This window comes from Bacillus cereus group sp. Bce019 (genome assembly GCF_051781745.1).
In the GTDB taxonomy this organism is placed as follows: Bacteria; Bacillota; Bacilli; order Bacillales; family Bacillaceae_G; genus Bacillus_A; species Bacillus_A cereus.
Genome location: NZ_JBPWJX010000007.1, coordinates 33,104 through 46,923, shown reverse-complemented (window position 1 = coordinate 46,923; position 13,820 = coordinate 33,104). Strand labels below are relative to the sequence as shown.

Sequence of the window (13,820 nt, the reverse complement as noted above, 5' to 3'; positions counted from 1 at the left end):
TTTTCACCTTACTTATCTGCTGTTATTATACTTTAAATTTACTAGTCATCGCTTGTAGTTCTTCTGCCATCTCAGCTAAGTTTTGCGAAGCTGAACTAATTTCCTCCATGGAATTAACCTGTTCTTCTGTTGAAGCTGCAACACTTTGCATACTAGCTGTATTTTCTTCTGCAGCAGCTGCAATTTCATCAATAGCATTTGTCACTTCATTTGCATCCCCAGCAATTCTCTTCGTTGTTTCTACCATTTGATTAACTTGAGAAACAATATGTGTAGTAGAACTTAAAATTTCCGTAAAACTTACTTTCGTTTTTGTTACAACATCAAGGCCCTGTTGAACTTCTCCATTCACATTATCCATCGCCTTAACAGTATGTTCAATATCCGCCTTAATTTCTGCAATTAAATTTGCAATCTCTCCAGATGACTCTCCTGATTGCTCTGCTAATTTTCTAACCTCATCTGCTACAATAGCAAATCCTCGTCCCTGTTCACCTGCTCTTGCTGCTTCAATAGCCGCATTTAAAGCTAATAAGTTTGTTTGAGTTGCGATGTTTTGAATTGCTTCAGAAATAGCTCCTACTTGCTTTGATTTCTCATCAAGCAGTTTAATAATAGCATCTGACTCGGATACCGACCTAGAAATAGACTGCATTTGTTTTGCAGTTTGTTCAACTAAATCTTCTCCCTCTTCAGCTCTTTCTCGCGCATGTAATGAGGAAATAGAAATTGACTCTGCGCTTCCAGTTACATCTTGAATTGCTGTATTTACTTGTTGCAATGTAGCCGCACCTTCTTCAACACCTTGACTTTGTGATTCAGCCCCACCTGATACTTGTTCCATTGCAATTGTAATTTGATCTGTCGCATCATTTGCTTGCTGTACGCTCGCTGTTAACTCTTCTGCCGATGCTGCAACATGTTCTGCTGAAAAGCTAATTTGGGTAATAACATCTTGTAAAGACGTAGACATTTCATTAAATGAATTCCCTAATTTCCCTATGTCATCCTTGGAATGGATTGTAATTTTCTCTGTTAAATCTCCCTTACTAATTTTATATGCCGATTCAGCTATTTTTCGTAATGGCCTTGTAATAGACTTTGTAATGAAATAAATTAATATACTACCAAATGCAATAGCGATAGCAATGACAATCAAAGTCTTATAAAACACTGGACTGGCAGCTTGGGTAATTTCTTCATCGAACATAACACCAACTACTTTCCAGCCCGTTTTCTCATTTGTTGCAAAGATTAAATTCTTTTTATCATCTTGTTCTGTATAAGACACATTTCCTTGTTTATCTTCATAAATTGGTTTAATCCAAGGATCAGTAACTTTTGCACCTGGTTTTCTAGATGGATGACTAACAATTTGCTTATTTTGATCTAAAATAACTGCATAACCTTTTTCACCAATGTTAATCATTTTGGAAATTTTTAAGATGTTATCTAAATTTAAATTAATTCCTATAACACCTTTACCATCTTTTACTTCTTTCGCAATCGTCACTACCATATTTTTTGTAGATGCTGACTGATATGGCGCAGTAACAATTACTTTCCCTTTATTTTCATGTGCTTCTTTATACCAAGATCTATCTGTTGGATTATACCCATCAGCCATTTGAATAAATGGTTCTCTTATAAACTTTCCCGTCTCTGTTCCAATATAAATACCTTCTACTTCTGGATGAAGCTTTATATATTGTGCTAACTTCGTTCTTACTATTTCTTCTTGTCCATTTAGATATGTATCCTCTGTTAAGATGTCTGCAAAGTACGTCGCATCAACAAATTTCTCTTCTATATTTTGAGAAATAACAGTATTTAAAATCGAAATATTCTCCTTTGCCTTATCTGTCATTTGATGCTCAAAATTTGTTTTGGCAGTTTGATATGAAACACCACCGATAATAATTCCTGGTATAGTTAAAATAATAAAAAATGAAATGATTAATTTTTTATTGATACTCATACATTTAACCCAGTTAAATATTTTTTGCATAATAAGCCTCCTTTATGTAATGTGGATACTTGTGTCATTTTATACAATTAATATATATAAAACAATATATAATGATAACATGTAATTTTTTCGTCAATTATGCATTTTTGCATATCCACTCCTTATACGTATTTTAATCATAAAAATAAGAGAACTTTAGCATTATATATGCTAAAGTTCTCTTATTTCTTAACAGCTTCTACTCTATAAAACTTCTCTTATAATCCTCAAATGTTTTATCCTTCACCTTATAGTCATATTACTAAAAATCTTCGTCCTAATTTATTTAGCGCTCTTTACATAACTAATTGCCTGACTTCCCATTTGTACCCATGCCTGTTCAAAGGTTTCTCTCGGTACTTTTACATCTAAGCTATCCTCAAGTGGATCTCGAATATATACAGATTCCTGATCATACCCAATAAGTACAACACAATGTTCATTATACGTAATAGAAACATCTCCACTATTTGTTTCCCATGTAGTAAATTCAGCTTCATCTAATGGTGCAAATGTTGCATTCGTAATCATAACTACCGGTTGTCCTGCTTTTATACTCTTATAAATTTCTTCTATATTCTTCCCTGTTAAGTCTACAGCTTTATTAGGTAAATATTTTTCCGCTAACTGAAAAAGTGGTCCATGATATACAGCGTATCCTGATTCAGAAAATGTGTAAATATTACCTACAAATCCTTCATTCGGATTCCCGCGCACACCATCATCTATAAAATCAACTTTTTTTATTTCATTTGCTAATGTCATCTTATCCACTGAAACACCAGCGTATTGTAACATCATCGCTAAGCTTGTCACTTCACAGCCTCTATCCAATTCTGGTAACTGCTGAATTAATGGAACATTTGATAAGATGACTTTTTCATCGTTATTACTAAACTCCGTTTCTTTTCCTCTTTGTATATTTGAGAATGTAAACTTCTCTATATACTTTGGAATTCCATTTGTATATACACTCCATATTACTGCACCTAGTAAAGCTATACATATATACCACTTCAATTTTCTTATCGCTTTCACGTCCTTATTAATTCGTTAAATAAGAATAAAATGCGTCAGCATCCGTTCGTATCATCGGTACAAAATTTAGTTCTTTTCCTTTTTCAGGCTGATCTTTTTTTATCTTTTCCGCTAACTCTTGAATATTCATATTCATTTTATCCATATTAAGCTCATCTGCCATTTGTAGCACCTTTTGTTCATTAATTTCTCTTAATATTTGATATATATCTTTACCATACAAATCAATATGATATTTTTTTGCTTCTTCCTGTACTTTTTGTTCGTACACTTCTTGTGCTAACTCTTCAATTTCTTTTCCTTTTTGAGAAATATCTAACTTTCCTGCTTCTTCTCTTACTTTCTTTCCGTAGATTTCTTCCGCGATGTCTTCGATTTCTTTTCCATCTGTCGAAATGCCTAATTTATCTGCTTCATCTTTAATTTTAATCGCATTAATTTGAGTAATTAAATCTACAATTGATGTATTCTCTATAGATATACCTAGCTTTAACGCTTCTTGCTTTACTTTTGTTTCATAGATTTCTTCTGACAGCATCCCAACATCTTTTCCTTCAATCGATATGCCTAACTGCTCTGCTTCCCTTCCTACTTCTGTTTCATGAATTTCTTTTTCTAGTGTAATTTGTTCTTTTCCTTCCGTTTCAATACCTAGTTTCTCTGCTTTTTCTTCTGTATGCACTGCATGTATCTTACCATTGTTCAATTGTTCTTTACTGCGCTGCGTGTAATCTGTCTTTCCTTTTTGTGTTTCAGAAGGAGAGGCACCCCCTAATATACTTAAACTCATTACTCCAATAGTGAATACCGTCATCATTTTCTTTTTCAAAATTAATTCCTCCCTCTTATACTTTCTTTCCCATCATTCCCCTAGTTTTTTTAATACTATACATACATCTCATCGCTGCTTGAGATAACATTATGATTGATAAACCCCACTCACATACACCTAATCTCTTCTTCATGTAACGAACTTTCTTTATGCCATACATAATATAAATAGTTTCTTAACTTTCCCTTAAAAAAAGACGACCTTGTAAAAACAAGGTCGTCTTCTTACTTATATTTTTTGGTTTTTAGGGAAAATCACTTCAAAACAAGTGCCATCTCCCCATTTGCTCTCTACTGATATTTTTCCGTAATGCTTTTCTACAATCCAATTTGCGATTGAAAGACCTAATCCAGCTCCTTCTGACGTACTTCTTGCTTTATCCCCTTGATAAAAACGATTAAATAATTTCGGAATATCTTCTTCTTTCACTCCTATCCCGTCATCTTTCACCTGTATGCGAATTGAACTACTCGTTTGCGTGCAATCAATTTGAATATGCCCACCTTCGTTTGTATACTTCATCGCATTATCTAACAGTATGACCATCATTTGATGAATCCGCTCTCTATCAGCCATAAAAGATACACCACGTTCTACTTTTAGCATCATTTCTTTTTCTTGATAAGAAGCAATCTCTTTATATGGAGCTACTATTTCTTCTAACAATTTATCAAGTTCAAATGTTTTCTTATCCATCTCAATTTGATTAGAATCAGAACGTGCTAGCAATAATAAATTACTAACGAGTTTCGATAACCGCCTACATTCTTTTGAAATTGTAGAAATATCCATCGCTTTTTCTTCTATCGTAGCGGATGGTGACTGGAATAAAACATCCGTTTTTGATTGAATAACTGCAAGTGGTGTCCTGAGTTCATGTGATGCATCAGAAACGAATTGTTGCTGTTTCTCCCATGAACTTTGAATAGGTACAAGTGCTCTACCAGCTAGGAAAAAGCCAATACCTATCGCACAGAGGCTTCCTATGCTACAACCTATAACGAGAATTAAAAATAAAGTATTTAACATTCCTTCTTCCGCTGTTATATCTCGCACGATTTGAACTATTTCTCCATCTTTTTGAAGCGAAAATGATCTAAAATATCGTCCTTGTACTTCAATATCTTGTAACTCCTCTAATTTTTCGGGAGAAAAACTTTCCAAATTCTCTTCAAAAATAGAACGGAATTTACGGTTATCGCCCTCTATTTTCACTATTTTCCCATTCCAAGTTATTCTAGTTACTCGCGGATCTCCAATTTGGATATTCTCCATGCGTTTTCTTGGTGGTACTTTAACATCTAATTTTTCTCTATACTGAGCTATCATTTTTATAGATTGATCTACTTCACTATAAATACGCTTGTATGTGTACGAATAAATAATACTGCCTAATACGCCTATCAAAATGATAAATACTAACGAATTTATTATAGTCAATCGAATGCGCGTCTTCTGAAACATGCTTCCCTTTTTCATTGTTCTTTTAATATGTATCCAATACCTCGAACGGTTTGAATATCTTTCTGATAACCGAATGGCTCTAATTTTTTACGTAAATGATGCACATACACTTCTACAATCGCTACTGTCGTATCTGAATCAAATCCCCAGACGCGATCAAAAATTTGTTCACGCATTAAAATCTTTCCGCTATTTTGAACAAGGTACTCTAGAAGCTCATATTGTTTTAATGATAACTTCATACCTTTTCCATCTACTTGAACATCTTTATCTTTTCCGAACAATTCAATGCCTTTATAGCGAATTGTTTGCTGCGTTGTTAAACTACCACTTCTGCGTAGTAAAGCACGAATTCTCGCTTTTAATTCAGGGGCCTGAAATGGCTTAACAATATAGTCATCTCCACCAAAGTCCAATCCCTTCACCCGATCTTCTAAAGAATCTCTCGCTGTCAAAAACAGGACTGGTGTTTCAATCTTTTCATCTCGTATTTTTTGAATCACTTCAAATCCGTCCATCCCTGGCATCATCACATCCAGCAAAATTGCATCATATATATTTTGAAGAGCTAAAAACAATCCATCTTCTCCATTTATTGCCGTATCTACTTCAAATTCATCACGTAAAATTTGTACGATAGACTCTAATAACGAAGCATTATCTTCTACTACAAGTAAACGCATGCTCTCACCTTCCATCAAATAGTTCAATTCTATTTATTATTACATTTCTTCTCTTCATAACAAAAGAATGTAGTTACATTACGTAATTTCATTTTTAACTATTTCCTTCTAAAATTTTGAAGTTTTATTATAAAAACTTTGTCTTAAATTTAGCTTAATAAAAAATTGAAAGAAATAAGATTCCTCTTATCTCTTTCAATTTTTTATTACATATACCTTTTTACTCGGCAACTCTAAACAATTTAGCTGACCGCCATACACAGCCCCGCCATCAATCCCAATAATACGATTACTACCAAAATACACTCCGCAATCCTCACTACCATGAAGCGTTTTTGTTTCCGTATGCCCAAATACAATAACCTTTTCACCGCTATATCCATTATGAAATTCATTACGGATCCACATTAATGTATATGGTTCAGATTCAGAAACTCGTTTCATCGGTTCAACCCCAGCATGTACAAATATATACTCTTCTGTTTCAATGTAATGATCTAATTCTTGAATAAACTTTATATGTTCCTCTAATACACGAGAGTGTAAAATCGGTTTTTGGAAGTCTTTCTCATTAACCGCAATATCTTCTTCTACAAATCCATAGCTATATAATGTCTTATCTCCACCATTTCTTTTTACCCAATGGTTCCATGAACGTTCCTCATTTGTCGTTAACGCCTTAATCATCATATCTTCATGATTTCCTTTTAAAATGAGTGCTCCATCTTTTTTCAATTCTCTTACCTTTTCAATTACAGCACGCGCATTTGGACCACGATCTACATAATCTCCCAGTAAGATTAATTGATCCTGTTTCGCATCATATTGAGCTTCTTCCAATAAATGTTCGAACTTTTCTATCTCTCCATGAATATCACTAATAACAAGAATTCTTTTCATATTATCCCCCCTCTTTCTAATTATAGTTCAAAACGACAGAAAGTTCAGAATTGAAATCCCGCATTAACGGGCAGTAAGCCCTCCACTGATTACAGTTTCACTTTATTACAAACTAAACTATTATCCTTACAACAATGTAAGTCTCTTGTCATCCAATTCGATAGTTGTAATTACTGTATTTCCTTATACTGAGAGTAAGAAATGAAACAAAAAATAAGGAGAGATGAGAGATGAAAAAAGTAATGGAAGTTGTAGTAGCGGTAGTAGAGGGTTTCGTAAATGGTAAACAAGTCGCAATGGAGTTAAATAAATAATGAAAAGGACAACATTCACTCTAGACCCTTTACTCATATAAAAGAGATAAGACTTCATCATTTCTTTGATCCCTTATCTCCCTATAAAGAAAGCCGTATCCCTTTTAAGGATACGGCTTTCTCTTATTTTTGACTCGTACGAGCTGAAATGCTAATTGCTCTATCTGTTGCTTTGGCAGCTTCATCTAACGCTTCTTTACTATTCTTCCCGTCATACATCGCTTCTAATGCTTTTACAACTGCATCTCGTGATTCTGGGAATACACTAATTAAAGCCCCTTGTGTTGCTGGAGATTGCTTCGTCGCTTGCAATTGATCTACTGTTACTTTCAACTGTGGATATTTTTCATATTGCTCTTTTACTAATGGCTCATTATATGCATCTGGATTAATTGAGAAATAACCTGTTGCAGTATGCCATTTTGCTTGTACATCTGGCTTCGTTAAATATTTCATAAAGTCCCAAGCACCTTGTTGCGTTTCTTCTGAAACCATATTCGTCATCCATAATGATGCTCCACCAATAACAACACCATTTTGTTTCGAATCCTCAGGATACGGAATATATGAAACACCTACATTAAACTTAGATGCATCGATTAAATCACGAACACCTGCTGAAGAATCTAAATACATAGCAACTTGTCCAGATTGGAACGCGGCACGAATATCATCCCAACTTGCTCCATACTTTCCAAGTGCGCCAGCTTTATTTAAATCATCTAACATTCCAAATACTTTCTGTCCTTCTTTACCGTTAAATACCGCCTTCTTTGCAGCATCTTTACGGCCGTTTTCGTTATCTACATATAAAGCACCTTGTGTCGCTAACAATTCTTCAAAGAACCAACCGTAGTTAAGCATGGAGAATCCATATTGTTTTACATTTCCGCCTTCTTTAATCGTTAACTTTTTCGCTGCTTCTTGTAATTCCGCATATGTTTTTGGAGCTTTCTCTGGATCTAAGCCCGCCTTTGCAAAAGCATCTTTATTATAAATTAATACTGGTGTAGATGAATTAAATGGCATAGAATACATTTTTCCATCAACTGAATAATAATTTGTAATTGCTTTTTCTAATTTTGACGTATCGTACTTATCTTTTTTTATCCAGCTATCAATTGGTGTGATTTTTTTGCTATCAATCATATATTTCGTTGTAATTTCACTCGATTGAACAAGAGCTGGCGCTTCTTTCGTTGCAGACATCGTTCTAAATTTCGTTAAAGACTCTTCATATGTCCCTTGGAACTCTGCCTTTATCTCATATTTATTTTGCGACTTATTATAGTCTGCAACAAGACCATCTAATACTCCTTGTGTTTTTCCACCCATCGCATGCCAGAAGCGAATTACAGTTTTATCACCATTTTTTTCAACTGGTGCTACTTTTGCCTGTACTTCAGGTTTTCCCTCTGTTTTACTATTTGAACAAGCTGCACTAGATAATGCCATTGTTGCTACCATTAATAGAGCAGCACCTTTTTTAACTAGACTCATTTAAATCTCACCTTCTCTTAGTTATTTAATTGCACCTTTTGTTAATCCTTGTTGTAATTGCTTTTGCCCTAAAAATAGTAAAATCAATGTTGGAATAACGATAACCGTAACACCGGCCATTACGCTTCCCCAATCAGTTGCAACTTCTTGAGACTGAAGCTGCTTTACACCGATTTGCACTGTTCTTACTTTTTCATCAGTGGTCACTAAAAGTGGCCATAAATACATATTCCATGTTGTTAAAAAGCTATATACTCCAAGCGTAATAAAACTCGTTTTACAATACGGTATTACAACGCTGAATAAAAATCTTATATTTCCAATCCCTTCAATAAAAGCAGCTTCTTTCAGTTCATTCGGGAGTGTCATAAAATGTTGACGTAACAAGAAAATACCGAAAGCTGTTGCAAAAAACGGCACTGTCATCCCGGCGAAACTATTGATCCAGCCAAAGTTTTGAATCGTTAAAAAGTTAGGCACCATCGTTGCTTCCCACGGAATAAGCATCGTTGAAATAAACAGGAAGAAAATTAAGTTTCTCCCTTTAAACTGAAGAAAAACAAAAGCATAAGCTGCTAAACTTGATACGATAAGTTGTCCAATCATAACGACTGTCGATACAATTAAACTGTTATATAAGTATGTAAAAAGCGGTACTTTTTGAAAAATATTAATGAAATTATCAAAAGTAAACTGGGTCGGAAATAACCTTCTCATTTGAATATCGTCTGGTGTCATAAAGCTTATTAAAAATGCATACAGTACAGGAAAAAATACCATCACTGCACTAATAATGAGTAGCATGTATAATAGGAAATTTTGTTTCCACTGTTTAACAATCATTTATAATGCACCTTTCTCTCAGCAAACTTAAATTGAAGTAATGTAGCAACGAAAATGAAAACAAATAATACCATCGCTTGTGCACTTGCTGTTCCAAATTGATGATTCACAAACGCCTCTTTGTAAATCGAATACACAATTAAATTCGTTGCATCATTTGGTCCACCGTGCGTTAAAATATCAATTTGTCCAAAGCTTTGGAACGCACTAATTAATGTTACTGTTACAATAAAAAATAAAGTTGGTGATAGCATCGGTAATGTAACACGGCGAAGCTTATATAAATAACTAGCACCATCTATAGATGCACTCTCATATAAAGACGTATCAATATTTTGTAAACCACCTAATATAACTAAAAATGCAAAACCTGTATTCACCCAAACTGTTGTAACTGATACAGAGAATAGTGCCCAGTCCGGACTCGTTAACCATGCGATTGCAGGAAGGTTCATAGAGGCTAATATATTATTAAATAATCCTACACTTGGATGAAATAAAAATAGCCAAATCACTGCACTAGCAGCTACTGATATTCCCATCGTCGAAGAAAACAGAACTCGGAATAACCCAATACCTCTTACCTTTCCATTTGCAATCAATGCAAGAAACAAAGCAAATATAATACTCGTAGGAACTGTATATAAAACAAATAATAAAGTTGATTTTATACTTTTGTAGAAGGCTGGATCAGAGAATAAATATTGATAATTTTCTAAGCCAACGAAAAGATTAGCTTCTCCATGTATATCGGTTAAATAAAAACTATAATAAATCGTCCTAAACAATGGATAGAACAGAAAAATCGAAAATAGCAAAATAGATGGCGCCAAAAACAATAATCCTATTCTTAAATCTTTCGTTCTCTCCCATAATTTTTTCTTTTTTGACACCTTTGTTTGAACTGGTAACTTACTTACTTCGATCATTATTTCGCCACCACTTTCAACTCTTCTTCACCTACCACTTTTAAGCGTTCATTCGTGTTTTCGTTAAAGAAGCATAACTTTTCTTGCGAGAATAATAATTTTACTTTGTCACCTTTGTTCAGGAGTAACTGTCCGATAACTTTCGCACTCCAAGTTGTTCCATTTACCGCAAAGTTCAATATAGATTCATTCCCTAATACTTCTACAGATTGCAACGTCACTTCTTGTCCCTCCTCAGACAGTGCAATATGCTCAGGGCGCATGCCTATGCGAATTGTTCCTTCTGGTAATTGCTTTAACTGTCTAATAGATAATGGAATTTGCAATTGTCCTATATGTAATACACCTTTTTCTTTATTTACTTCCCCATGATTTATATTCATAGAAGGAGAACCTATAAAGCTTGCAACAAATTCGTTTGCTGGTTCGTTATATATGTTAAGTGGTGTTCCAACTTGCTGTATACTTCCTTTATTTAAAACCATGATACGATCACCCATAGTCATCGCTTCTATTTGATCGTGGGTAACGTAAATCATCGTAATTCCTAATCGCTGCTGAATTTCTCTAATTTCAATTCTCATTTGCGCACGTAATTTCGCATCCAAATTCGAAAGTGGTTCATCCATTAAACAGATTGGCGCTTGACTCACAATTGCCCTGGCAAGTGCAACACGCTGTCTTTGTCCGCCTGATAATTGGCCTGGTTTCATTTTCACATACTCTTTCAGTCCTACCATTTCAATAGCTTCCATTAATCGCTTTTGTCGCTCTTCTTTTTGTACTTTTCTTACCTTAAGTCCAAATAAAATATTTTCTTCTACAGATAAGTGTGGATATAATGCATAATTTTGAAATACCATTGATAGATTACGGTCTTTCGGCTCTAGATCATTTGCAACACGTTCATTAATAATTAAATCTCCTGAAGAAATCTCTTCTAAGCCAGCGATCATTCGTAATAATGTGCTTTTCCCGCATCCCGAAGGTCCAACTAAAACAAAAAATTCACTCTTCTTAATATGAACCGATACGCCTTTAACCGCTGTCTCTTCTGCATTTTTATATACCTTTGAAACATTTTTCAATTCAATCACAAGGTTGCACTCCTTTTTTCTTCTTGTATCCATACTTCATAATGACTTGTTGAAATCGCACTTGCTCCTGCACGAATTGCAATTTCCGCATCTTCTCGCGTTTGAATCAGCCCTCCTGCAATAATAGGAAACTCTATTTCCTCTACTAGCTGCTTAATAATAGAAGGCATAATCCCCGGCATAATCTCTACTGCATTTGGTTTAGTCGTTTTACAATTTTCAATTGATTTAGTAAGAGATAAAGTATCTACAATAAAAATACGTTGAATTGTTTTCAATCCAATTTTATTAGCATTTCGAATTGTTGAACCCTTTGTTGAAATAATACCTTGTGCCCCGATAACATCTTGAATATACAAAAGCGCTTCCTCTGTATTCGTATTTAAGCCTTGTATAAAATCACAATGAAGAAATACATCATGTCCATGTTTCTGCAATTCATATACACGCTCTGGTAATTCCAGCATTGAACCAGTCATAAGAAAAACTGTTTTCGGCAATTTTTTGTATGCTTTGTATCCTTTCCAATCCTTTATCATCGCAATATAAGGTTCTTTAAACATTTATTCCACCTAACTGTTCTATTTTTATCCAAACTAAAAACACCTACTTACATAGAACGCCTTTCTCCTTATTTGAACTCTAAGGAATAGAGCACACCTAAGAAAGTGGCACATTATATGTAAGTGGGTGTTCTCAAATGTTCTCTACCCTAGTTATTTTGTTACCTTTACTATATTACGCATTTATTAAGTCAGTTTTGATAGATTGTTAATTAGGTGTTAATCGAATGTTAATATTCACCATATCATTATTTACATTAATCTAGATATTAAAATATAAATAAATAGAACGAAACAATACTTAAAATTCAATCAATATGTAAATTCATTCCATAGTTAATGATTTTTAGTTTGCTTGCCACTGCTTGCAAACTAAAGTTATCCCAAGCAGTACTATAAAGTGGAATGCGCCTTTTCTCTTGTATTGATATGGCCCAGGCTGTAACAACATCAGTACCATATCCGTTCCCTTGAAACTCCGCTAAAGTTTCCACACTTGCCTCAGCAGCTACGGGCGTACTTCTGGCACTGCAACAAACAGAAACTACTTTTTCATTTTTTACAATTGCCAAATAAGGTTGCCTCCTTATTTACTCCATTTACCATCCATTCATAATCTATTTTTCATGTTCAAAATAAAAATCCCATTCAAATACACATTACTGAATCCATCATACTAACTGATTTCTTCATTCTGTCTATCTAAATGGGATTATTTTTCGTTTTTTACTCTACTGGTTGTTGTGGCTGTACTACTTCATTCGCTCCAGCTACCCTCAACATATTTACAATATCTTTAAAACCTCTTTTTTCAGCGTATTGCAGTGGCGTCAGATGTTCCTTGTTAGCCATGTTTACATCTGCACCGTGATCAATAAGTAATTGAATTACTTTCTTATGGTTTTCACTACCATTTCCTAATACAATTGCTTCTAATAACGCTGTTCCACCACGTTCATTTTTATAATTCACATCAATATCTGTATGCTCTAATAATTCTTTAACAACCTCTACATGGCCACGCTCAGATGCAGAAATAAGTGCTGTCCCACCTGACCTAGTCGTTTCTTTCGTATTAACTCCTGCATTAATTAATACTTTTACAATATCCGTATATCCTTCTCTACTTGCATAAAGAAGTGGATTACTTTTTTTCTCATCTTTAATTTCAATATTAGCACCTGCACCAATTAATGCTTTAACTGTCTCTACATGATTTTGGTACGTCGCTGCAAGGACAGGCGTTTCTCCGTTGTCACCTTCTACGTTTATATTCGCTCCATCCTGAATCAACTTCATAGCTGTCTCTGTGTCTCCAAGAGTAGCTGAAAGTAACAACTGTTTGTCCATTAAATTTATACTTTTCTCTTCTTTAGATTCTTCCTGTTCTTTATGCTTCTCTTTTTTCTTCTCATTTTTCACATGAACCGGTTTCGATTCTGGTTCTTCTTGCTTATCGCAAGCCACTACCGTCATTAAAAGTCCTAATAAAATACATAATAAAATTTTTTGTTTTCTCACAACTACAGCTCCTATGAAAGATAATGTTTTCTTAACCATTCCTCCATCACATACAATAACTCTTCTTGAGTACATTTATCCATAAGCCCTTTAGATTCCTTCTTTAATCGGATTATCTTAAGCTTATA

At 34.3% G+C, this 13,820-nt stretch carries 12 protein-coding genes and 1 pseudogene; all 13 read right to left on the bottom strand.

Annotation, left to right across the window (positions count from 1 at the left end; all coding sequences use genetic code 11):
* Window positions 1-25: 25 nt before the first annotated feature.
* Entirely contained in the window at window positions 26-2,008 is a 1,983-nt protein-coding gene (locus ACS2QP_RS12425; protein ID WP_001169211.1) for a methyl-accepting chemotaxis protein, read from the bottom strand.
* Window positions 2,009-2,290: 282 nt separating this feature from the next.
* Window positions 2,291-3,046: a C39 family peptidase gene (locus tag ACS2QP_RS12420; RefSeq protein ID WP_065211570.1), complete on the bottom strand. Its 756-nt coding sequence runs from the start codon at window positions 3,044-3,046 to the stop codon at window positions 2,291-2,293.
* A 7-nt stretch (window positions 3,047-3,053) separates the two neighbouring features.
* Window positions 3,054-3,875, bottom strand: coding sequence for a hypothetical protein (locus ACS2QP_RS12415; RefSeq protein ID WP_000728586.1), 822 nt, complete (start codon window positions 3,873-3,875; stop codon window positions 3,054-3,056).
* A gap of 231 nt (window positions 3,876-4,106) precedes the next feature.
* Complete coding sequence (locus ACS2QP_RS12410) at window positions 4,107-5,357, bottom strand: sensor histidine kinase (RefSeq protein ID WP_438882468.1); 1,251 nt, start codon at window positions 5,355-5,357, stop codon at window positions 4,107-4,109.
* Window positions 5,354-6,025 (bottom strand): response regulator transcription factor, encoded by a 672-nt coding sequence (locus ACS2QP_RS12405; protein ID WP_001238621.1) that lies wholly within the window; start codon window positions 6,023-6,025, stop codon window positions 5,354-5,356. Before ACS2QP_RS12405 ends, ACS2QP_RS12410 begins: the two co-directional genes overlap by 4 nt.
* Window positions 6,026-6,220: 195 nt before the next feature.
* Entirely contained in the window at window positions 6,221-6,925 is a 705-nt protein-coding gene (locus tag ACS2QP_RS12400) for a metallophosphoesterase family protein (RefSeq protein ID WP_000821949.1), read from the bottom strand.
* A gap of 437 nt (window positions 6,926-7,362) precedes the next feature.
* A complete protein-coding gene (locus ACS2QP_RS12395) occupies window positions 7,363-8,739 on the bottom strand; it encodes an ABC transporter substrate-binding protein (RefSeq protein WP_000060609.1) in 1,377 nt (458 codons plus the stop codon).
* 21 nt (window positions 8,740-8,760) lie between these two features.
* Window positions 8,761-9,582, bottom strand: a complete 822-nt coding sequence (locus ACS2QP_RS12390; protein WP_000635946.1) for a carbohydrate ABC transporter permease — start codon at window positions 9,580-9,582, stop codon at window positions 8,761-8,763.
* Entirely contained in the window at window positions 9,579-10,511 is a 933-nt protein-coding gene (locus ACS2QP_RS12385; protein ID WP_000573797.1) for a carbohydrate ABC transporter permease, read from the bottom strand. The genes ACS2QP_RS12390 and ACS2QP_RS12385 overlap by 4 nt, the downstream gene beginning before the upstream one ends.
* Window positions 10,511-11,608: an ABC transporter ATP-binding protein gene (locus ACS2QP_RS12380; protein WP_438882467.1), complete on the bottom strand. Its 1,098-nt coding sequence runs from the start codon at window positions 11,606-11,608 to the stop codon at window positions 10,511-10,513. Before ACS2QP_RS12380 ends, ACS2QP_RS12385 begins: the two co-directional genes overlap by 1 nt.
* Complete coding sequence (locus ACS2QP_RS12375; protein ID WP_000472003.1) at window positions 11,605-12,171, bottom strand: glycerol-3-phosphate responsive antiterminator; 567 nt, start codon at window positions 12,169-12,171, stop codon at window positions 11,605-11,607. Before ACS2QP_RS12375 ends, ACS2QP_RS12380 begins: the two co-directional genes overlap by 4 nt.
* Window positions 12,172-12,479: 308 nt before the next feature.
* Window positions 12,480-12,755: pseudogene (locus ACS2QP_RS12370) on the bottom strand (GNAT family N-acetyltransferase); the annotation flags it as partial.
* A gap of 142 nt (window positions 12,756-12,897) precedes the next feature.
* Window positions 12,898-13,767, bottom strand: a complete 870-nt coding sequence (locus ACS2QP_RS12365) for an ankyrin repeat domain-containing protein (RefSeq protein WP_000287336.1) — start codon at window positions 13,765-13,767, stop codon at window positions 12,898-12,900.
* Window positions 13,768-13,820: the final 53 nt, after the last annotated feature.

Coding starts and splice junctions, on each gene's coding strand:
- ACS2QP_RS12425 (WP_001169211.1), bottom strand. CDS start 2,008: ATGCAAAAAATATTTAACTGGGTTAAATGTATGAGTATCAATAAAAAA.
- ACS2QP_RS12410 (WP_438882468.1), bottom strand. CDS start 5,357: ATGAAAAAGGGAAGCATGTTTCAGAAGACGCGCATTCGATTGACTATA.
- ACS2QP_RS12405 (WP_001238621.1), bottom strand. CDS start 6,025: ATGCGTTTACTTGTAGTAGAAGATAATGCTTCGTTATTAGAGTCTATC.
- ACS2QP_RS12400 (WP_000821949.1), bottom strand. CDS start 6,925: ATGAAAAGAATTCTTGTTATTAGTGATATTCATGGAGAGATAGAAAAG.
- ACS2QP_RS12395 (WP_000060609.1), bottom strand. CDS start 8,739: ATGAGTCTAGTTAAAAAAGGTGCTGCTCTATTAATGGTAGCAACAATG.
- ACS2QP_RS12390 (WP_000635946.1), bottom strand. CDS start 9,582: ATGATTGTTAAACAGTGGAAACAAAATTTCCTATTATACATGCTACTC.
- ACS2QP_RS12385 (WP_000573797.1), bottom strand. CDS start 10,511: ATGATCGAAGTAAGTAAGTTACCAGTTCAAACAAAGGTGTCAAAAAAG.
- ACS2QP_RS12375 (WP_000472003.1), bottom strand. CDS start 12,171: ATGTTTAAAGAACCTTATATTGCGATGATAAAGGATTGGAAAGGATAC.
- ACS2QP_RS12365 (WP_000287336.1), bottom strand. CDS start 13,767: ATGTACTCAAGAAGAGTTATTGTATGTGATGGAGGAATGGTTAAGAAA.